Consider the following 20,334-nt stretch of genomic DNA (forward strand, 5'->3'; position numbering starts at 1 on the left):
CGTCGTACGACCACTGCGCGCGAGCGCTGGGTACGACCGCCGGCTACGCGTCCCGGCGGTGACGTCCGCCCGTCTGCTCGCCGCCGCCCTCGGCGGCCAGTGCGGCCTTGCGCTCCTTCTCCGCCTGCTCCTCCGCCTCCATCTCCGCGAACACGTCGATCGGCGCGGGGGCCTTCACGAGGAAGACCCAGGTGAGCCAGACCGCCAGCAGGAAGGGCGGGATCTTCAGGGCGACCAGGATCCAGCCGAGCTTGGTGGTGTCCGACCACCAGTACAGCGGGAAGAGGATCGCGCACTTGGCGAGCAGGATCAGGCCCCAGGCCCAACTGGCCTTCGCGTAGGCCGTCTTGCGGCCGGGGTTGCGGGTGCGCCAGGAGAGGTTCTCCTTGAAGACCGGGCCCAGGATGAGGCCGAGCAGGGGCACGCCGGCGAGGGTCGTGATGATGTACGCCAGCGCCAGGCCCAGCGTGTAGAGCATGCCGGGGAGGTAGAAGTCCTTGGCGTTGCCGGTGAACATCGCGAAGACCACACCGAAGGCCACGCCGAACACACCGCTGAAGGCGTGCTTGACGGTGTCCTTCATGGCCAGCCGGACCACGACCAGGACCAGGGAGACGATCAGCGCGGCGATCGCCGACACGTGCAGGTTCTTGTCGATCGTGAAGATCGCGACGAAGAGCAGGCCGGGCACGACCGTCTCGACCATGCCGCGGACCCCGCCGAACGCCTCGAACAGCGCTGCCTCGGTCACCGCCCGGGCGTCGTCGGTCTGCGCCTGACCGGTGTCTTCGGTCGGCTTGTCGAGGGACGTCACCGGCTACTCCCGTCCGAGGGGTCGCAGTTCGTATTTCGGGTTGAACAGCACCCGGCGGCCCCGGCTCATCGAGATCCGGCCCGATGCGATCAGCTTGCGCCCCGGTTCTATGCCCACGATGGAACGCCTGCCGAGCCACACCACGTCCAGCGCCGCGGAGCCGTCGAACAGTTCGGCCTCCAGGGCCGGGACTCCGGCGCGCGGACGCAGGGTGACCGTGCGCAAGGTACCAGTTACGGTGACGATCTGCCGGTCCTGGCAGTCGCCGATTCTGGTGCAGCCGGCGGTCTGGGCGTCTTCCCGCAGTTCCTCGGACTCCAGGTCCTCCTGCGACGAGGACAGCCGGTCGAGCATGCGCCGGAACCGGCCTGCCGGCTTTTCGGAACGGGGAACAGCACTCATACCTGAAAGCGTACCGGGGCGCACCGACACCGCCGTAGCCCCGCCCACCGCGACCGGCTCACTTCTCGAACCGGTATCCCATCCCGGGCTCGGTGATGAAGTGCCGCGGGTGCGAGGGGTCCGTCTCCAGCTTGCGGCGCAGCTGGGCCATGTAGACGCGCAGGTAGTTGGTCTCGGTGCCGTACGACGGCCCCCACACCTCCTGGAGCAGCTGCCGCTGGCTGACGAGGCGGCCGGTGTTGCGGACCAGCACCTCCAGCAGGTGCCACTCGGTCGGGGTGAGCCGGACGTCCTTGCCCGCGCGGTTGACCTTCTTGGCGGCCAGGTCGACGGTGAAGCCGTCGGTCTCCACGGTCGTCAGGTCCTCCTCGCCGGGCCCGACCGGCTCGGCCCGGCGCACGGAGGCGCGCAGCCTGGCCAGCAGCTCGTCCATGCCGAAGGGCTTGGTGACGTAGTCGTCGGCGCCGGCGTCGAGGGCCTCGACCTTCTCGTCGGAGGAGTGGCGGGCGGACAGCACCAGGATGGGCACGCGGGTCCAGCCGCGCAGGCCCTTGATCACCTCGACGCCGTCCATGTCGGGCAGGCCCAGGTCGAGCACGACGACGTCGGGGTGGCGGGAGGCGGCGAGTTCGAGGGCGGTGCGGCCGTCGGGAGCCGCGTCGACCTCGTACTTGCGTGCCTTGAGGTTGATCACGAGGGCGCGCACGATCTGCGGCTCGTCGTCGACCACGAGCACCCGGGTCATAGGGTCTGCCTTTCTGGTTCTGCGAGGTCCTGGCCCGTCGGGAGGGCCCCTGGACGTGATCCTGCCGCGCGGAGGCTGAGGACCATGGTGAGTCCCCCGCCCGGCGTGTCCTCGGCGACGAGGGTGCCGCCCATGGCCTCCGCGAAGCCCCGGGCGACGGCGAGACCGAGCCCGACGCCGGCGCCGCGCGGGGCGTCGCCGTAGCGCTGGAAGGGCTCGAATATCCGGTCCTTCGCCTCGTCCGGCACACCCGGTCCGCGGTCCACCACGCGGACCTCGACGCGGTCGGCTATGGCGCTCGCGGAGACGAGCACCCGCCGGCCTCGCGGGCTGTACTTGACGGCGTTCTCGACCAGGTTGGCCACGGACCGCTCCAGCAGCCCGGGGTCGACCGCGACCATGGGCAGCGTCTCGGGGACCTCCAGCTCGACGCTGTCCTCGTCCACGCCGACCAGGGCCATCGGGACCACCTCGTCCACGTCGATCTCGCGGATGATCGGGGTCACCGTGCCGGTCTGCAGGCGGGACATGTCCAGCAGGTTGCCGACCAGGTGGTCGAGGCGGTCGGCGCCCTCCTCGATGCCCTCCAGCAGCTCCGCCCGGTCCTCCTCGGACCAGGCCACGTCGTCCGAGCGCAGCGAGGAGACGGCGGCCTTGATGCCGGCGAGCGGGGTGCGCAGGTCGTGGCTGACGGCGGCGAGCAGGGCGGTGCGGATGCGGTTGCCCTCGGCGAGCGCACGCGCCTGGTCGGCCTCCTCCTGGAGGCGCCGGCGGTCCAGGGCGACCGCGGCCTGCGCGGCGAAGGCGGCGAGCACGCGCCGGTCCTCGGCGGGCAGCACCCGGCCGGTCAGCGCGAGCGCCATGTGGTCGCCGACGGGCATGTCGACGTCGGCGTCCTCGGGCCGCTGCAGCGGGCGCCCGAATCCGGCGCGGCCGGCGCAGGTCCACGGCTCGACGTCGCCCGCGCGCTCCAGCAGCGCGGCGGACTCCATCGCGAAGGTCTCCCGGACCCGCTCCAGCAGTTCCTCCAGGCTGGTCTCGCCGCGCAGCACGTTCCCGGCGAGGAAGGAGAGGATCTCCGACTCGGCGCGCAGTCGGGCGGCCTGGTGGGTGCGCCGGGCGGCGAGGTCCACCACCGAGGCCACCGACACCGCGACGCACAGGAAGATCACTATGGCGACGATGTTCTTGGGGTCGGCGATGGTCCACTTGTGCAGCGGAGGTGTGTAGAAGTAGTTCAGCAGCAGCGAGCCGAAGGCCACCGAGGCCAGGGCGGGCAGCAGGCCGCCGAGCAGGGCCGCCGCGACCGTGACACCCAGGAAGAGCAGCATGTCGTTGGCGAGGCCGACGTCGACGCTGTTCAGCAGCACCGCGAGCGCGGCCGGGCCGCCGAGTCCGGCGAGCCAGCCCGAGACGATCCGGGCCCGCCCGAGCCGGGCGCCCCGGGCGACGGGCAGTCCGCGGCCCTTGGCGACCTCTTCGTGGGTGACGATGTGGACGTCCAGGTCGGGGCCGGACTCCCGGGCGACCGTGGCGCCGACGCCGGGCCCGAAGACGTACTGCCAGGCCTTGCGGCGCGAGGAGCCGAGGACGATCTGGGTGGCGTTGACGCCGCGTGCGAAGTCGAGCAGGGCGGCGGGTATGTCGTCGCCGATCACATGGTGGAAGGTGCCGCCCAGGTCCTCCACGAGGGTGCGCTGGACGGCCAGCTCCTTCGGGGAGCCCGAGGTCAGCCCGTCGCTGCGGGCTATGTAGACGGCCAGCACCTCGCCGCCCGCGCCCTTCTCGGCGAGCCGGGCGGCGCGGCGTATCAGGGTGCGCCCCTCGGGGCCGCCGGTCAGGCCGACCACGATCCGCTCGCGCGAGCCCCAGATCCTGGAGACCCGGTGCTCGCTGCGGTAGGCGTTGAGGTACTCGTCGACCCGGTCGGCCACCCAGAGCAGCGCCAGCTCGCGCAGGGCGGTGAGGTTGCCCGGGCGGAAGTAGTTGGACAGGGCCGCGTCGACCTTGTCGGGCTGGTAGATGTTGCCGTGGGCCATCCGGCGGCGCAGGGCCTGCGGGGACATGTCGACCAGCTCGATCTGGTCGGCCCGGCGGACCACCTCGTCGGGGACGGTCTCGCGCTGGCGCACCCCGGTGATCGATTCGACCACGTCGCCGAGTGATTCCAGGTGCTGGATGTTGACGGTCGAGATCACGTCGATCCCGGCGGCGAGCAGTTCCTCGACGTCCTGCCAGCGCTTGGCGTTGCGCGAGCCGGGGACATTGGTGTGGGCGAGTTCGTCCACCAGGGCGACGGCGGGCGCCCGGCGCAGCACGGCGTCGACGTCCATCTCGCCGAAGACGCTGTCCCGGTACTCCAGCCTCTTGCGCGGGATCTGCTCCAGCCCGTGCAGCATCACCTCGGTGCGCGGCCGCTCGTGGTGTTCCACGAAGGCGACGACGCAGTCGGTGCCACGCTCCACACGGCGGTGTGCCTCGGACAGCATGGCGTAGGTCTTGCCCACACCCGGTGCCGCGCCGAGGTAGATCCGAAGTTTGCCGCGTGCCATGGCTCCATTGTCTTCCGGTGACTGCTGCCTACGCAGCGTCGACCTTACGGCCAACGATGCGGACAAAGGGGACAAGGGCCCGGTCAAGGGGGGTCTTTGACGCAATTCTGATGGGAGACGCGGCGTACGGCGCGACCCCGTGAAAACGGGCCGCGCCTTTCCGAGGCACGGCCCGTACGAAAACTTCGGCGGTCAACGGACCTCGGTGATCTCCGGCCCCCGCTGCAGCTGGTCGACGCCGCCCGAGAAGCGGGACTCGTCCTGCTGCACGCCCTCGGGGACCATCTGCGCGTCGTTGGGCAGCTTGAGGACGATCGGGTCGCGGGGCGCCATCGGGCCCTCGCCGCGCACCACGACCGTGTCGCGGAAGATCTGCTCCAGCAGCCCGGCGGCCTGCGGCTGCACGGCGCCCTGGCCGGAGATCACACCGCGCAGGAACCAGCGCGGGCCGTCCACGCCGACGAACCGGACGACCTGGAAGCCGCCGGTGCCGTCGGGCAGCTGCACCGGCACCTGGGCCCGCAGCTCCCAGCCGAGGGGGCCCTCGACCTCGTCGACGATGCCACCCTGCTGGGTGATGCCGGCCCCGATCTCCTCGCGGACCTCGCCCCAGATGCCCTCGCGCTTGGGCGCGGCGAAGGCCTGGAGCTGGACGGCGCTGTCGCGCAGCACGACGGTCGCGGCGACGATCGCGTCACCGGCGACCTCGACCCGCAGTTCCATGCCGTCGACGCCCGGGATGAACATCCCGCCGAGGTCCACGCGGCCCTCGCCCGGGTCGCTCACCTCTTCGCTGTCCCAGGGCCCCTCGGGCCGGGGCCCGGGCTCCAGCCGAACGCGCTCGGCCGGCTCCTCGTTCTCGTCCGCCTCGGTGTCGACGCTGTCGACGACCTGCTCGGCCTCGCCGGCCGCGTCCTCGGCGGCGCCCTTCTTCTTGCGACGTCCGAACACGTCACTGTCCTTCCCGGTCGGATACGACCGAAGCGTATCGATTCCCACCCGTCGGACCGCCCAGGGCGGCCCGACCGCTTGTGCCGCTCTCGCCGCCCACCGCGGCATGGCCACCGGTGGACCCGAAGCCCCCTTCGGCCCGCGCCGAGCCGGGAAGTTCCGCCACCTCGTGGAAGCGGACCCTCTCGACCTGCTGGACGACCAGTTGGGCAATCCGGTCGAAGCGCTCGAACCGCACGGACTCGCGCGGGTCGAGATTCACCACGATCACCTTGATCTCCCCACGGTACCCGGCATCAACCGTCCCCGGGGCATTCACGAGGGCGACACCGCAGCGGGCGGCGAGGCCGGATCGCGGGTGCACGAAGGCCGCGTACCCCTCCGGGAGGGCGATCGACACTCCCGTGGGCAGCACGGCCCGCTCGCCGGGCTTCAGCTCGCAACGCTCGGTGGTGCGCAGATCGGCCCCGGCATCGCCAGGGTGCTCGTACGCCGGAAGCGGTACGTCGGGGTCGACGCGCCGGAGCAGGACGTCGAGGGGGCTGGGGCTCACGGGTTCACCTCGAAGGCGCGGGCGCGCCGGATCTGGTCCGGGTCGTTCATGGCGGCCTGGATCTCCTCCTGGCGGCCGTGATCGACGAAGTGGTCGACCTTCACCTCGATGAAGAGAGCCTCGGCGCGGACGGCGGCGGGCCCGTCGGGGCCGCCGATGCGCCCGACGGCCCTGGAGTAGATCTTCCGCCCGGCGACGGCGGTGACCTCGGCCGCGAGGTGCAGCGTGGTGCCCACCGGGACGGGCCGGGCGAAGTCGGTCTCCAGCCGGCCGGTGACGGCGATGGTGCGCAGCAGCCAGTTCAGCGAGCCGAGGGTCTCGTCCAGGGCCGTGGCCAGCACGCCGCCGTGCGCGAGGCCCGGGGCGCCCTGGTGGGCGGGCTGGACGGTGAACTCGGCGGTCAGCGAGACGCCTTCACCGGCGCGTGCCTCCAGGTGCAGTCCGTGCGGCTGTCCGGGGCCACAACCGAAACAGTGTTCGTAGTGGGCACCGAGGAGTTCCCCGGGCGCGGGCGCGTCGGGGTGCCGTACCGGTTTCGAGGCGTCGGCAGGAGGCTGAAGGCTTGCGGAACTACCACTCACAGGCGCAGACCTTACCCGCCCGCCCGTCACCCCAGGATCCCGTGCCAAGCTTGGCCTCATGCAGCTCTCCGCCACCCCGTACGAAGAACGCCTCACCGCCCCCCGCTCGTGGTGGTTCATCAGCTTCCTGGTGGGCGTCTCGTTCGCTCTCATCCTGCTTCCGTTCGGCACGCTTCCGCTGCTCGGCGGCCTGGTCGGCGGTACGGCCGCGGCGGCGGTGGTCGCCAGCGCGTACGGCTCCCCGCGCATCCGTGTGGTGGGTGACTCGCTGATCGCGGGCGAGGCGAAGATCCCGGTGTCGGCACTGGGCACGTCGGAGGTGCTGGACGCGGAGGAGGCCCGCGCCTGGCGGACGTACAAGGCCGACACGCGCGCGTTCCTGCTGCTGCGCGCCTACATCCCGGGGGCGCTGCGGGTGGAGGTCACCGACCCCGCTGACCCGACGCCGTACCTGTACCTGTCCACGCGGGAGCCGGAGCAACTGGCCGCGGCGATCGAGGCGGCACGGGCGGCGCACGCCCAGGGCTCGGACGCCTAGAGCTCTTCGAGGCCTTTCAGGGGCTTCGCCGGCTCCTCCAGAGGAGGCAGTTCCGGCAGCTCGTCCCAGGGCACCTGGATCTTGCGCAGGTCGGTGCGGATGCGGGCGGCGAGCTTTCTGGTGTCCCGGCGGTTCATGGCCGCGCCGACCGCCGCGCCCACCATGAACGGCATCAGGTTGGGCAGGTCGCGCACCACGCGCTTCATGATCTGCTGGCGGAGCTCGCGCTTCATGTGGCCGCTCAGGGCCGCGTCGTACGTCGACGGCTTCAGCACGTCGATCCCGCGCTCCCCCGACCAGGAGGACAGATACGCGGTGCTCCGGGTCTTGAGGCCGCCCGGCGGGCGTACGCCGTAGACCTCGTGGAGCTCGGCGACGAGCTTCAGCTCGATCGCGGCGACCCCGGTGATCTCCGCGGCCAGTTCGGTCGGCATGGCGGGCGGCACCGGCAGCATCGCCGCCGCTCCGACCCCGGCTCCGACCGTCGAGGTCCCGGCCGCCGCTCCCGCCACCAGTTTGTCGGCGAGCTCCTCGGGCCCGAGACCGGGGAACTGCCTGCGCAGGGACGCGAGGTCGCGTACGGGGACACGAGGGGCGATCTCGATGATCCGGTCCGCGAGGTACGCCAGCCCCGCGCGAGCGCCCCTGCCGCCCTTACGGACCCCTTCCCGGGCCAGGTCCCGGGCCTTGTCACGCATCACCGCGGCCCGTCGGGCGACGGGCGCGGGCTTCCGCCGCACCGGTGCCGGGTGGTCGACCCGGTCGTCCACCGGTGCGAGCGAGGCCCCCCTGCCGGATGAGCCCCGCTCCTCTTCACGCGCGCCGTGCGGGCCGTCGAACGGCCCTGAGTCCGCTTTCCGCAGCGGGAAGCGGCGCTTCCGGGGAGGGGTCGAGCCAGTCATGGCCGACCCGTCCTCAGTCGCAGTCGCGGCAGATCGGCTGACCGTTCTTCTCGCGGGCCAGCTGGCTGCGGTGGTGCACCAGGAAGCAGCTCATGCAGGTGAACTCGTCCTGCTGCTTCGGCAGGACCCGGACGGCCAGTTCCTCGTTCGAAAGGTCGGCGCCGGGCAGCTCGAGGCCCTCGGCGGCCTCGAACTCGTCGACGTCCACCGTGGAGGAGGTCTTGTCGTTCCGCCGGGCCTTCAGCTCTTCAAGGCTGTCGGAGTCGACATCGTCGTCGGTCTTGCGTGGAGTGTCGTAATCGGTTGCCATATCGCTCTCCCCCTCTGGGTGTCTGCGGTGTCTCCAGCGCACGTAACGCGTGAGAGGCCGGACTTGTGCCCGACCTGAGGCGGAGATTTTGCCTCACATCAAGGTCTGTTACTCAATCGACACCCAAGCCGACCCCTCAAGTGTGATCGGCTTGGATGGCGGTGAGGACCGTACACGGTCCGAACGGGGCACCTCAAAGGCGCCTCACCGTGTACTTCCCGTGATCAAGAGCCCCGAAAACCCGGACTTTCCCGGCTTTCCACCGTGTGTCATGATCACGGAGGGTGCATGGCTGAAAATCCGCCCATGTGATTGATCACACAGCAAGAACCTCGCAAGAGGTCCGGAAAATTCCGCGTAAAGCGAACACCCTCCGCGCGTGTCAATGGATCACAGCGGCAAGGTGACACGCATCACCAGGCCACCGCCCTCGCGCGGCCTCGCCGCGATGTGCCCGCCGTGCGCACGCGCCACGGACCGGACGATGGACAGGCCGAGGCCGACCCCCTTGTCACTGCCCGTACGCTCCGTGCGCAACCGCCGGAAGGGCTCGAACAGATTGTCGATCTCGTACGCGGGCACCACCGGCCCGGTGTTCGAGACCGTGAGCACCGCCTGTCCGTGCTCGATCTCGGTGGTCACCTCGACCCAGCCGCCCTCGGCCACGTTGTAGCGCACCGCGTTCTGCACGAGATTCAGCGCGATCCGCTCCAGCAGGACGCCGTTGCCCTGCACCACGGCCGGCTTGCGCTCGCCGCGGATCTTCACGCCCTTCGCCTCGGCCTCGGCGTGCACCTGGTCGACGGCCTGGGTGGCGACCTCGGCCAGGTCGACCGGTTTGCGCTCGACGATCTGGTTGTCGCTGCGGGCGAGCAGCAGCAGACCCTCGACCAGCTGCTCGCTGCGCTCGTTGGTGGCGAGCAGGGTCTTGCCGAGCTGCTGGAGCTCCACCGGAGCGTTCGGGTCCGACAGGTGCACCTCAAGGAGCGTGCGGTTGATCGCGAGCGGGGTGCGCAGCTCGTGCGAGGCGTTGCCGACGAAGCGCTGCTGGGCGGTGAAGGCACGCTGGAGCCGGTCCAGCATGTCGTCGAAGGTGTCCGCCAGCTCCTTCAGCTCGTCGTCCGGGCCGTCCAGCTCGATCCGGCGGGACAGGTCCGAGCCGGCCACCTGACGGGCGGTGCGGGTGATCCGGCCGAGCGGGGACAGCACGCGGCCGGCCATCGCGTAACCGAACGCGAAGGCGATCACGGCCAGGCCCAGCAGAGCCAGCAGCGATCGGCTGAGCAGGTCGTCCAGGGCCGCCTGGCGCTGCCCGTCGACGCACTGGCTGATCGCGTGGTTGAAGTCCGCGAGCGACAGGCTGGCGGTGGTGATCGCCGGGCAGTTGTCGCTGGAGACCTTCAGCTCCTGGAAGCTGACGATCTTGAACAGCGGCTGGTTGCCCGTGCTGATCGCCTGTGCGGCCAGCAGGTAGATGATCGACAGCAGCAGGATGCCGGCGATCAGGAACATGCCGCCGTACAGCAGCGTGAGCCGTATGCGGATGGTGGGGCGCAGCCAGGGGAACGGGGGCTGCGGTCTCCTGGGGTCCCAGGTGGGCTTCGGCGGCGCCTGAGCGGGCGCGGGGGTCGCGGCCACGGGGATCAGATCCGGTAGCCGGAGCCGGGCACGGTGACGATGACCGGCGGCTCGCCCAGCTTGCGGCGCAGCGTCATGACCGTCACGCGGACCACGTTGGTGAACGGGTCGGTGTTCTCGTCCCAGGCCTTCTCCAGCAGCTGCTCGGCCGAGACGACCGCGCCCTCGCTGCGCATCAGGACCTCCAGGACCGCGAACTCCTTCGGCGCGAGCTGGACCTCCTTGCCGTCGCGGAAGACCTCGCGGCGGTTGGGGTCGAGCTTGATGCCGGCGCGCTCCAGGACGGGCGGCAGGGGCACGCTCGTACGACGGCCGAGGGCGCGCACGCGCGCGATCAGCTCGCTGAACGCGAAGGGCTTGGGCAGATAGTCGTCGGCGCCGATCTCCAGGCCCTCGACGCGGTCGCTGACGTCGCCGGACGCCGTGAGCATCAGCACGCGCGTGGGCATGCCCAGCTCGACGATCTTGCGGCAGACGTCGTCGCCGTGCACGAGCGGGAGGTCGCGGTCGAGGACGACCACGTCGTAGTCGTTGACGCCGATGCGCTCCAGGGCGGCCGCACCGTCGTACACGACGTCGACGGCCATGGCCTCCCGGCGCAGTCCGGTGGCCACCGCATCGGCGAGCAGTTGCTCGTCCTCGACGACGAGTACGCGCACGTCGCAGTCCTTCCTCTGTCCGCCCGCCGTCGCGCACCGTGGGCGCGAGCGGGCAGGGGTGTTCGTGGGGTGTGACCTCCATCCTGCCCTTTTCGGCCGTAAGTCGGCTGTAAGGCGGGTTGCGGACCGTACGGACCGGCGTCCCGGGGCAGGAATACGAGATTTTCTCCTGCGGTTGAGGTTTCCGGGTGAGGGAGCGGGGGGAGGACGGCTTTACACCCCGCGATCACGCTCTGCATGTGCCGCAGCACCATGCGGTACTCCGTCGCCGCTTTTCGCAGAGCGGGCGCGGGTGTCCGGCACCGTCGCCGCCCGGCAGGGCAGCGCTGGGCACTCGCGAGGGCCGTGATCGCCCCTTTTCCCGACGGCACACCCCCGTGCCACCGACCCACGACCGAAGGACGAGGGGGCGCAGCATGGACGCTTTCACCGCAGGACTTCTCCAGCGCATAAAGGCGACCGAGTCCGACCTGTCGCGGGCTCGTGACGAGGGCGACGACTTCCTCGTGGAGGTGGAGCAGGCAGAGCTCGACGACCTGCGACGCCTCGCCGCCGAACACGGTGTGGAAGTCGGCGCGTCACGCGTCTGACCGGCTTGGCAGCACAACGGCGGGACCCCCGGTGAATCCAGCACCGGGGGTCCCGTTCGTTCTGGCTGTCCGTCCTGGCTGTCCGCTGTGGCCGCGCTCCTGGCCGACCGGGCTCAGCCGTACTGCTCAGTCATGCCACGCACCGAAGTCCTCCAGCAGGCCCTGGAGCGGCTCGAACACGCCCGGTGACCCGGCGACGGTGAGCTCCCGCGAGGGCCGCTCCCCCGCCCGCCCGCCGACCAGCGCGCCCGCCTCCCGGGCGATGAGGTCTCCCGCGGCGAAGTCCCACGCGTTGAGCCCGCGCTCGTAGTAGCCGTCCAGCCGGCCGCAGGCCACGTCGCACAGGTCGATGGCCGCCGAGCCGCCGCGCCGGATGTCGCGCAGCAGCGGGATCAGCCGCGCGGCCACCTCGGCCTGGTGGGCGCGGACCTCGGTGACGTAGTTGAAGCCGGTGGAGACCAGGGCCTGCTCCAGCGGGGGCGCGGGGCGGCAGGCAAGCGCCCGCTCGCCCTCCCAGGCGCCGGTCGCCCACGCTCCGCCACCGCGCACGGCGTGGTAGGTCTCGCCGCGCATCGGCGCCGCGACGACCCCGGCGACGGTCTCACCGTCCTGCTGCACGGCGATGGACACCGCCCAGGTCGGCAGGCCGTACAGGTAGTTGACGGTGCCGTCGAGCGGGTCGATGACCCAGCGGACGCCGCTCGTGCCCGGGGCGGCCGCGCCCTCCTCGCCGAGGAAGCCGTCGTCGGGGCGGCGGCCTGAGACCAGGTCGGTGATCAGCTTCTCCGCCGCTATGTCCATCTCGGTGACGACGTCGATCGGGCTGGACTTGGTCCTCGCCACCGCCAGGTCGGCCGGACGGCCGTCCCGCAGCAGCTCTCCGGCACGGCGGGCGGCCTCCTGGGCCAGCTCCAGCAGATCCCGGTGCAGGGCGTCGGTCACGGGGCTCCTCACGCGTAGGGGCTGTCGGCACCCGCGGCGGCCGGGCGCGCGGCGCGGGCCGGGCAGCAGCCGACGGGGCAGAGGTGGTGGCTGGGGCCGAGGGCGCCCAGGGCGCAGGGGGTGACCTCCTGGCCGCGCTCCACGGCGGCGCGCTCGGTGATCAGCTCGCGGACGGCGGCGGCGAAGCGGGGGTCCGCGCCGACCGTGGCCGAGCGGCGCACCGGCAGGCCCAGCTCCTCGGCCTTGGCGCTGGCCTCGGTGTCGAGGTCGTAGAGGACCTCCATGTGGTCGGAGACGAAGCCGATGGGAGCCATGACGACGGCCGGGACGCCCGCGGCGTGCCGCTCCTCCAGGTGGTCGCAGATGTCCGGCTCCAGCCATGGGATGTGCGGGGCGCCGGAGCGGGACTGGTAGACGAGCCGCCAGGGGTGGTCGATGCCGGTGCGCTCGCGGACCGCGTCGGCGATCAGCTGGGCCACGTCCAGGTGCTGCTCGACGTAGGCGCCGCCCTCGCCGTGCGTCTCGACCGGGCCGGAGGTGTCGGCGGCGGAGGTCGGGATGGAGTGCGTGGTGAAGGCGATGTGGGCGCCCGCGCGGACGTCCTCGGGGAGATCGGCGAGGGCGCGCAGCACGCCGTCGGTCATGGGCTCGACGAAGCCGGGGTGGTTGAAGTAGTGCCGCAGCTTGTCGATCTTCGGCAGCTCCAGCCCCTCGGCCGCCAGCGCGGCCAGCGCGTCGGCGAGGTTCTCGCGGTACTGCCGGCAGCCCGAGTAGGAGGCGTAGGCACTGGTGGCGAGCACGAGGATGCGGCGGCGGCCGTCGGCGGCCATCTCGCGCAGCGTGTCCGTCAGGTACGGCGCCCAGTTGCGGTTGCCCCAGTAGACCGGCAGGTCGAGGCCGTGCTCGGCGAAGTCCTTGCGCAGGGCGTCCAGGAGGGCGCGGTTCTGGTCGTTGATGGGGCTGACCCCGCCGAACAGGAAGTAGTGCTGTCCGACTTCCTTGAGGCGTTCCGTCGGGATGCCCCGCCCGCGCGTGACGTTCTCCAGGAAGGGGACGACGTCGTCCGGGCCTTCGGGGCCGCCGAAGGAGAGCAGGAGCAGGGCGTCGTACGGGGTGGCATCGAGCGCGTCTGGCATGACTCGATCCTGCCACCCGGCACTGACAGCCGGGGAACGACGGGGTGACGAGTCGGGTTCCAGTAGGTTTAGGGGGGTTTTCCCGTGGATTTCGATGGCCGATATCCGGGTGCCCGGAGGATCGGCTCACTCGTAAGCTGTATCAGCCGCATTCGGACCTTACGAGCCGTCCCGGAGACCACGTGCCCAGCCCCTACAGCGCCCTGTTCGCCGAGCCTGGCACGAAAGCGTTCTCCACCGCGGGATTCCTCGGCCGCATGCCGCTGTCGATGATGGGCATCGGCGTCGTCACGATGATCTCCCAGCTGACCGGCCGGTACGGCCTCGCGGGCGCGCTGTCGGCCACCATCGCGCTGTCCGCCGCGGCGATCGGGCCGCAGATCTCCCGGCTGGTCGACCGGCACGGGCAGCGCCGGGTGCTGCGCCCCGCGACCCTGGTCGCGCTCTCGGCGGCGACCGGGCTGCTGCTCGCCGCGCAGCTGCGCGGGCCGGACTGGGTGCTGTTCGTGTGCGCCGCCGGGATCGGCTCGGTGCCGAGCCTCGGCGCGATGGTCCGGGCACGCTGGGCGGCCCTGTACCGGGGCACCCCGAAGCTGCACACGGCGTACTCGTTCGAGTCGGTCGTGGACGAGGTGTGCTTCATCTTCGGCCCGATCATCTCCATCGGGCTGTCCACGACGTGGTTCCCGGAGGCCGGCCCGCTGCTGGCCGCCTGCTTCCTGGCCGTCGGCGTCTTCTGGCTCACCGCCCAGCGGGCCACCGAGCCCGAGCCGCACCCGCGTGAGCACCACGGCGGCGGCAGCGCCCTGCGCTCGCCCGGGCTCCAGGTGCTGGTGGCCACCTTCGCGGCGACCGGCGCGATCTTCGGGGCGGTGGACGTGGTGACCGTCGCCTTCGCCGACGAGCGCGGCCACAAGGGAGCCGCGAGCATCGTGCTGGCGCTGTACGCGGCCGGTTCCTGTGTGGCCGGTGTGGTCTTCGGACTGCTGCGGTTCGCCGGGGCGCCGGAACGTCGCTGGCTGCTGGGCGTGTCGGCGATGGCCGTGAGTATGATCCCCCTCCTACTGGTCGGAAACCTGCCGCTTCTGGCCGTGGCGCTGTTCGTTGCGGGGCTGTCCATCGCACCGACGATGATCACGACGATGTCCCTCATCGAAGAGCACGTACCTCGCGCGAAGCTGACCGAGGGCATGACCTGGGTGAGCACCGGCCTGGCGGTCGGCGTCGCGCTCGGCTCGTCCGTGGCCGGCTGGGTGATCGACGCAGCCGGGGCGCGGGCCGGGTACGGGGTTCCGGCCGTGTCCGGGACCGTCGCGGTCGCGGTCGGTTTCCTCGGGTACCGCCGGCTGCGCAGGCCGGCCTCGGGTCGGGGAGGCACCGTTGAGCAGCACAGCGAGCGGGAAGAACGGCACCTGGCGTAACTGGGGCGGGAACGTCGCCGCCCGGCCCGCCCGGCAGGTCGCACCGGCCTCGGTGGAGGAACTGGCCGAGGCGGTGCGCCGGGCCCGCGAGGACGGCCTGAAGGTCAAGGCGGTCGGTACGGGGCACTCGTTCACGTCGATCGCGGCCACCGACGGTGTGCTGATCCGCCCCCAGCTGTTGACCGGTATCCGCACCATCGACCGGGACTCCATGACGGTCACGGTGGAGGCGGGCACCCCGCTCAAGCGTCTCAATGCCGCTCTCGCGCGCGAGGGCCTGTCGCTCACCAACATGGGCGACATCATGGAGCAGACCGTCTCCGGCGCCACCAGCACCGGAACGCACGGCACCGGGCGCGAGTCCGCCTCGATCGCGGCGCAGATCACCGGGCTCGAACTGGTCACGGCCGACGGTTCGGTGCTCGGCTGTTCCGAGAAGGAGAATCCCGACGTCTTCGCCGCGGCCCGAATAGGTCTCGGCGCCCTGGGCGTCATCACCGCGATCACGTTCGCCGTAGAGCCCCTCTTCCTGCTCGCCGCGCGGGAGGAACCGATGCCGTTCGAGCGGGTTCTCGCGGAGTTCGATCAACTCTGGGCCGAGAACGAGCACTTCGAGTTCTACTGGTTCCCGCACACCGGCAACACCAACACCAAGCGCAACAACCGCAGCGCCGGCCCGGAGCAGCCGGTGGGGCAGCTGGCCGGCTGGTTCGAGGACGAGTTCCTCTCCAACGGCGTCTTCCAGGCGGCCCAGTGGGTCGGCCGGGCGGTGCCCCGGGCGATCCCCGCGATCGCGCAGATCTCCAGCAAGGCGCTGTCCGCGCGGACGTACACCGACATCCCCTACAAAGTCTTCACCTCGCCGCGCCGGGTGCGCTTCGTGGAGATGGAGTACGCGGTGCCCCGCGCGGCCCTGACGGAGACGCTGCGTGAGCTGAAGGACATGGTCGACGGCTCGGGCCTGCGCGTCAGCTTCCCGGTCGAGGTCCGCACGGCACCGGCCGACGACATCACCCTGTCCACCGCCTCCGGCCGGGACAGCGCCTACATCGCCGTCCACATGTTCCGGGGCACGCCGTACCAGGCCTACTTCACCGCCGCCGAGCGCATCTTCACCGCGCACGAGGGCCGGCCGCACTGGGGCAAGGTGCACACGCGGGACGCCGAGTACTTCACGCGCGTGTACCCGCGTTTCGGCGAGTTCACTGCGCTGAGGGACCGCCTTGACCCGGACCGGCTGTTCCAGAACGACTACTTGCGGAGGGTTCTGGGGGCGTAGGCGTCGCGGCGGACCCGCTGGGCGTGGGGGCCGGGGTGGCGGAGCCCTCGCTCGGCCGCCCGCTCGGCGAGGCACCGGGCGTCGGCGTCCCGCTGGACGTCCCGCTGGGCGTCGTGCCTCCGCCGGAACCGGGCGCGTGCCCGTGCGACGGCCCGTCCGAAGGCGTCGCCGACCCGCCGGAGGGGACATCGGAATCGGATCGCTCGCGGTGCGACGTGCCCCGGCCGCCGACCGCGTCACTGACCGTCGTGCCCGTGCCGCCGCTGAAGCTGCTGCCGGAGACCAGTTCGTACGTCGTGATGCCGGCCATCGTCACGCCGAACACGACGGCGGCCGCGACCACCGGCCGCCGCCAGCTCTTTACGCGCGCGCGGTAGACGGTCCCCTCCGTGAACTCGCCCGGCCCCGGTGCCAGTTGCTGCCCCGGTGCCGGTTGCTCCCGGGGGCGGGGCGCGACCGTCGCGTCCCGCAGCTGCTCCCCGGTGCGCTTGAAGAAGTGCTGGAACAGAGTGCCGCCGCAGGTGGCGACGATGCTGACGACTCCCGCGCCGAGGATCGTGCCGTACACGCCGAAGTACGAAGCCAGCTTGGCCGCCACGACCGCCGCCAGGGCGCTGCCCGCGACCTGGGGAACGCTCAGGTCGATCCGCCTGCGACCGTCCCTGCGGACCCCTTCGGGCGTTTCACGCATACCCGGAACTTGCCTGCCCTTCCCTACGTGATGACGCACCTGGCGTCATGGACGACATTGACAATATTGACGACATTGACCCATCGACTGCATGAGAAGGGGACGTACAGCAGAAACCATTAGTTCCGTTTCTGGGGATTGCGTGAAGTTCGCCACGTTCGTGATCGACGAAACCGTTTGCCGGGAGCCGCGTGGCCGCCCTCGCCGGAAGTTCGGCGGCGCGCCCATCCACGCACATGGTCCAAATGGAGTACTGTTGCGAGCCCTGGGTCCGGTCTCCCACCAGGATGTCCGGGGCCTTGCAGGACCGCCGGGAGGGGGCAAGTTGCACAGGGTGACGGATTTGGTCACTTAGCGTTGCGAACGGTCACCGTGCCATAACGGCGGCCCCGGGCCCGTGCCCGACACGCCGGGCAACTCGGCAAGGTTGTGGCAGGCTGCACCCGGGCAGGCCACACTCGACTAGCGGAAGCAGCGACGCACGTGACGTCGGCAGGCACCACCCGGGAGGTCCCCATGCCCGAACTGCGTGTCGTGGCCGTCTCGAATGACGGCACACGGCTGGTGCTGAAAGCTGCCGACGCGACGGAGTACACCCTTCCGATCGACGAGCGCCTTCGCGCCGCCGTGCGCGGCGACCGGCCCCGCCTCGGCCAGATCGAGATCGAGGTCGAGAGCCATCTGAGGCCCCGCGACATCCAGGCGCGGATACGCGCGGGTGCCACCGCGGAGGAGGTCGCGCAGCTCGCCGGCATCCCCGTCGACCGGGTACGGCGCTTCGAGGGGCCCGTGCTGGCCGAGCGTGCCTTCATGGCCGAGCGCGCCCGCAAGACCCCGGTCCGCCGCCCCGGCGAGAACTCCGGTCCGCTGCTCGGCGAGGCCGTGCAGGAGCGGCTGCTGCTGCGCGGCGCGGAGAAGGACAGCGTGCAGTGGGACTCCTGGCGCCGTGACGACGGCACGTGGGAGGTGCTCCTCGTCTACCGGGTCGCGGGCGAACCGCACTCGGCGAGCTGGACGTACGACGCGCCCCGGCGGCTCGTACAGGCCGTGGACGACGAGGCTCGCTCGCTGATCGGCGAGTCCGACGATCTCGCCGTACCGGAGCCGAGCTTCCCGTTCGTCCCGCGCATCGCCCGGCTGCCGCGCGAGCGTTCGATGGACCGCGCCCTCGAACGGGTCGACCGCGACCGGGAGCGGCCGAGCCTGCCCGCGCCGCCGTCCGAACCCGCCGAGGAGTCCGCGTCCACGGCGTCCACCGGCGAACGCGACTCACTGACCAGCCTGTTGGAGGCCGTCCCGAGTTTCCGGGGCGACCTGGTCGTCCCGGAGCGCCGGGAGGAGGCGCCGGAGGAGCCCGTCGACGAACCGGAGGCGGAGGAGCCGCCGGCGCCCGCCGCCTCGGCCGGTTCGGCGTACGCGGACGTCCTCATGCCCCGCTCGGTCGGCAGCCACCGCGACCGGCTCGTCGGCGCCACCGACCGCCAGGCCGAGGCCGACGGCGTCCGCCCCGGCCGCCGCGCCGCCGTTCCGAGCTGGGACGAGATCGTGTTCGGCACGCGGCGCAAGAAGCAGGAATAGCCGGAGCAGCAGAGCAAAAGTGGGGGCACGCGTGCGTGCCCCCACTTTTCGTTGCCCCAAAGGCCGTTCGCTACTGCGGGTCCGCCCCCACCGCCACCGGGCGGTTCGGGTCGGAGGACCACTCGGACCAGGAACCGACGTACAGGGCCGCCGGGATGCCCGCCACGGCCAGCGCGAGGACCTCGTGGGCGCCGGACACGCCCGAGCCGCAGTAGACGCCCGTCTCGGCGTCCTCGGCGACGCCCAAGGCCTTGAAGCGGTCGCGCAGTTCGGCTGCGGGCAGGAAGCGGCCGTCCGGCCCCACGTTCTCGGTCGTCGGCGCCGACAGCGCACCCGGGATGTGTCCGCCGACGCGGTCGATCGGTTCCACCTCACCGCGGTAGCGCTCCCCCGCGCGGGCGTCCAGCAGCACGCCTGTGCGGGCCAGGGCCGCGGCCTCGTCCGCGTCCAGCCGACCGGTGGCGGACGGTGCCGGACGGAAGTCGCCTTCGGCCGGATCTGTTGCCTCCGTGGACAGTTCGCCCGCCCAGGACGGCAATCCGCCGTCGAGGACCCGCACGTCCGGGTGACCCGTCCAGCGCAGCAGCCACCACGCGCGCGCGGCCGCCCAGCCCTGGCCGCCGTCGTACACGACGACCGGCCGGTCCGCGCGCACGCCCGCGCGGCGCATCGCGGCGCCGAACTCCCCGAGGTCCGGCAGCGGATGCCGGCCGCTCGCCCCGGGCGCTCCGGCCAGCTCCCGGTCCAGGTCGACGAAGACCGCGCCGGGGATGTGCCCGGCCGCGTACGCCGCCCGCCCGTCGAAGGCCGGCGCGCCCGCCGCCTTGGCCGTGCTCAGCTGCCAGCGCACGTCCAGCAGTACCGGCGGGCGCTCGCCGGTCAGTTCGTGTGCGAGGTCGGTTGCGGTGATGATGACGTTCATGGCGTCCATGCATACGCCAGGGGTGGCCGCGGCGTCCAGGTCCGGCTACTCTGCTCGGCCGGACAGGCTCGATCACGAGGAGTGCGGGATCGAGCACGTGCTGTACAGCCGGCCGACACCCCCCGGCCACCGTCAGGAAGCGCCGAAAGTCGGCAGAACGGGCATCCTCCCGGAGGTGTCGCCGAGTTGCGGCGCGGTATCGCCCGCAGCGGAGTGGAGGATGCGGGCACCGGCACGGGCATTCCCGCCGCCGGCGTGGACACCCTTCCGGGGAGCGGAAGCGACACGGCCACCGCGAGGGGCCGGGGAGAGAGTGATCGATGACCGAGGCACGGGAGCCGGCCCGGCCGCACGCGCGGCGCGTGCCCGGCACACCCTGCTGGGTGAGCCTGATGGCGCACGGGCTGGCCGCCACCGAGGAGTTCTACGGCGAGCTGTTCGGCTGGGAGTTCCGGCCGGGCCCGCAGCAGCTCGGCCCGTACGTGCGGGCGCTGCTCGACGGGCGGGAGGTGGCCGGAATGGGCCAGCTGCCGCCGGACCGCCGGCTGCCGATCGCCTGGACGCCGTACTTCGCCTCGGACGACGTCGACCGCACGGCGGACACGGTGCGGCTGTGCGGCGGCACGGTGGCGGTCGGCCCGCTGGACGCCGCCGAGGCCGGGCGGATGGCGATCGCCGCGGACCCCTCCGGGGCGGTGTTCGGGATCTGGCAGGGTTCCGCGCACCTCGGCACGGCACTCACCGGCGTGCCGGGCACACCGGCCTGGAACGAGCTGGTGACGTACGAGACGGAGAGCGTCGCCAAGTTCTACGCGACGGTGTTCGGGTACGAGGAGGAGCCGGTGGTGTCCGCCGACTTCGACTACGTGACCCTGCACCTGGACGGCCGGCCGGTCGCCGGGCTGCACGGCGTGGGCCATGGCCTGCCCCGGGACCGGGGGTCGCACTGGAAGACGTACTTCGAGGTCGCCGACGCCGATCTGACGCTGCGGCAGGTCGCGGAGCTGGGTGGCCGGGTCGTCCGGCCGGCGCAGGACAGCCCGCACGGGCGCGTGGCGACGGTGGCGGACCCGGAGGGCGCGGAGTTCTCGCTGATCCAGGAGCCGCACTGAGCACGCCCCTCCAGAGGG

Annotated in this window: 21 protein-coding genes; 6 read left to right on the top strand and 15 right to left on the bottom strand. The window is 71.7% G+C overall.

Going from position 1 to position 20,334, the window contains the following annotated elements; genetic code table 11:
* Positions 1–43 precede the first annotated feature (43 nt).
* The 7 genes from BIV25_RS22680 to BIV25_RS22710 all read right to left on the bottom strand — a co-directional run bounded on the left by BIV25_RS22680 (position 44) and on the right by BIV25_RS22710 (position 6,598).
* Positions 44–814, bottom strand: a complete 771-nt coding sequence (locus tag BIV25_RS22680) for a DUF3159 domain-containing protein (protein WP_071374218.1) — start codon at positions 812–814, stop codon at positions 44–46.
* A gap of 3 nt (positions 815–817) precedes the next feature.
* Positions 818–1,216 (bottom strand): OB-fold nucleic acid binding domain-containing protein, encoded by a 399-nt coding sequence (locus BIV25_RS22685; protein WP_079173464.1) that lies wholly within the window; start codon positions 1,214–1,216, stop codon positions 818–820.
* Positions 1,217–1,274: 58 nt separating this feature from the next.
* Positions 1,275–1,961 carry a response regulator gene (locus tag BIV25_RS22690; RefSeq protein ID WP_071374220.1) on the bottom strand — a complete coding sequence of 229 codons (687 nt, stop codon included), beginning with the start codon at positions 1,959–1,961 and terminating at the stop codon, positions 1,275–1,277.
* Positions 1,958–4,513 carry a sensor histidine kinase KdpD gene (locus BIV25_RS22695; RefSeq protein WP_071374221.1) on the bottom strand — a complete coding sequence of 852 codons (2,556 nt, stop codon included), beginning with the start codon at positions 4,511–4,513 and terminating at the stop codon, positions 1,958–1,960. The genes BIV25_RS22690 and BIV25_RS22695 overlap by 4 nt, the downstream gene beginning before the upstream one ends.
* Before the next feature lie 192 nt (positions 4,514–4,705).
* The gene (locus BIV25_RS22700) at positions 4,706–5,464 is read right to left on the bottom strand and encodes a DUF3710 domain-containing protein (protein ID WP_071374222.1); all 759 of its coding nucleotides are present in this window, start codon (positions 5,462–5,464) and stop codon (positions 4,706–4,708) included.
* A 1-nt stretch (position 5,465) separates the two neighbouring features.
* Positions 5,466–6,017: a dUTP diphosphatase gene (gene dut, locus BIV25_RS22705; protein WP_071374223.1), complete on the bottom strand. Its 552-nt coding sequence runs from the start codon at positions 6,015–6,017 to the stop codon at positions 5,466–5,468.
* Positions 6,014–6,598, bottom strand: a complete 585-nt coding sequence (locus BIV25_RS22710) for a PaaI family thioesterase (RefSeq protein WP_071374224.1) — start codon at positions 6,596–6,598, stop codon at positions 6,014–6,016. Before BIV25_RS22710 ends, dut begins: the two co-directional genes overlap by 4 nt.
* Before the next feature lie 58 nt (positions 6,599–6,656).
* On the opposite strand from BIV25_RS22710, the gene BIV25_RS22715 reads away from it, so the two are divergent.
* The gene (locus tag BIV25_RS22715) at positions 6,657–7,136 is read left to right on the top strand and encodes a DUF3093 domain-containing protein (protein WP_071374225.1); all 480 of its coding nucleotides are present in this window, start codon (positions 6,657–6,659) and stop codon (positions 7,134–7,136) included.
* On the opposite strand, the gene BIV25_RS22720 is transcribed toward BIV25_RS22715, so the two are convergent.
* The 4 genes from BIV25_RS22720 to BIV25_RS22735 form a co-directional block, all read right to left on the bottom strand.
* A complete protein-coding gene (locus tag BIV25_RS22720) occupies positions 7,133–8,038 on the bottom strand; it encodes a hypothetical protein (protein ID WP_177235380.1) in 906 nt (301 codons plus the stop codon). The two genes, BIV25_RS22715 and BIV25_RS22720, sit on opposite strands and share 4 nt — an antisense overlap.
* Positions 8,039–8,051: 13 nt before the next feature.
* A complete protein-coding gene (locus BIV25_RS22725) occupies positions 8,052–8,348 on the bottom strand; it encodes a DUF4193 domain-containing protein (RefSeq protein ID WP_071374226.1) in 297 nt (98 codons plus the stop codon).
* A 390-nt stretch (positions 8,349–8,738) separates the two neighbouring features.
* Positions 8,739–9,986 (bottom strand): HAMP domain-containing sensor histidine kinase, encoded by a 1,248-nt coding sequence (locus BIV25_RS22730; protein WP_071374227.1) that lies wholly within the window; start codon positions 9,984–9,986, stop codon positions 8,739–8,741.
* A gap of 5 nt (positions 9,987–9,991) precedes the next feature.
* Positions 9,992–10,645, bottom strand: a complete 654-nt coding sequence (locus BIV25_RS22735; RefSeq protein WP_003993508.1) for a response regulator transcription factor — start codon at positions 10,643–10,645, stop codon at positions 9,992–9,994.
* A gap of 416 nt (positions 10,646–11,061) precedes the next feature.
* Between BIV25_RS22735 and BIV25_RS51265 the strand changes: the two genes are divergently transcribed.
* A complete protein-coding gene (locus BIV25_RS51265) occupies positions 11,062–11,235 on the top strand; it encodes a hypothetical protein (protein ID WP_167381439.1) in 174 nt (57 codons plus the stop codon).
* A 126-nt stretch (positions 11,236–11,361) separates the two neighbouring features.
* Here BIV25_RS51265 and BIV25_RS22740 read toward each other — a convergent pair whose 3' ends face one another.
* Together BIV25_RS22740 and BIV25_RS22745 are read right to left on the bottom strand one after the other, a co-directional pair.
* On the bottom strand, positions 11,362–12,177 hold the full coding sequence (locus tag BIV25_RS22740; protein ID WP_071374228.1) for an inositol monophosphatase family protein: 816 nt from the start codon (positions 12,175–12,177) through the stop codon (positions 11,362–11,364).
* Between the two features lie 8 nt (positions 12,178–12,185).
* Complete coding sequence (locus BIV25_RS22745; RefSeq protein WP_071374229.1) at positions 12,186–13,313, bottom strand: ferrochelatase; 1,128 nt, start codon at positions 13,311–13,313, stop codon at positions 12,186–12,188.
* Positions 13,314–13,495: 182 nt separating this feature from the next.
* On the opposite strand from BIV25_RS22745, the gene BIV25_RS22750 reads away from it, so the two are divergent.
* Both BIV25_RS22750 and BIV25_RS22755 read left to right on the top strand, forming a co-directional pair.
* Entirely contained in the window at positions 13,496–14,734 is a 1,239-nt protein-coding gene (locus tag BIV25_RS22750; RefSeq protein ID WP_071374230.1) for an MFS transporter, read from the top strand.
* Entirely contained in the window at positions 14,694–16,013 is a 1,320-nt protein-coding gene (locus BIV25_RS22755) for a D-arabinono-1,4-lactone oxidase (protein WP_071374231.1), read from the top strand. Before BIV25_RS22750 ends, BIV25_RS22755 begins: the two co-directional genes overlap by 41 nt.
* On the opposite strand, the gene BIV25_RS47450 is transcribed toward BIV25_RS22755, so the two are convergent.
* Positions 15,937–16,704: a hypothetical protein gene (locus BIV25_RS47450; RefSeq protein ID WP_079176824.1), complete on the bottom strand. Its 768-nt coding sequence runs from the start codon at positions 16,702–16,704 to the stop codon at positions 15,937–15,939. The two genes, BIV25_RS22755 and BIV25_RS47450, sit on opposite strands and share 77 nt — an antisense overlap.
* A 516-nt stretch (positions 16,705–17,220) precedes the next feature.
* On the opposite strand from BIV25_RS47450, the gene sepH reads away from it, so the two are divergent.
* Complete coding sequence (gene sepH, locus BIV25_RS22765) at positions 17,221–18,282, top strand: septation protein SepH (RefSeq protein WP_071374233.1); 1,062 nt, start codon at positions 17,221–17,223, stop codon at positions 18,280–18,282.
* 70 nt (positions 18,283–18,352) lie between these two features.
* On the opposite strand, the gene BIV25_RS22770 is transcribed toward sepH, so the two are convergent.
* A complete protein-coding gene (locus tag BIV25_RS22770) occupies positions 18,353–19,204 on the bottom strand; it encodes a sulfurtransferase (RefSeq protein WP_071374303.1) in 852 nt (283 codons plus the stop codon).
* A gap of 320 nt (positions 19,205–19,524) precedes the next feature.
* On the opposite strand from BIV25_RS22770, the gene BIV25_RS22775 reads away from it, so the two are divergent.
* Complete coding sequence (locus tag BIV25_RS22775; RefSeq protein WP_071374234.1) at positions 19,525–20,316, top strand: VOC family protein; 792 nt, start codon at positions 19,525–19,527, stop codon at positions 20,314–20,316.
* Positions 20,317–20,334: the final 18 nt, after the last annotated feature.

This window comes from Streptomyces sp. MUSC 14, from assembly GCF_001866675.1.
Taxonomy (GTDB): domain Bacteria; phylum Actinomycetota; class Actinomycetes; order Streptomycetales; family Streptomycetaceae; genus Streptomyces.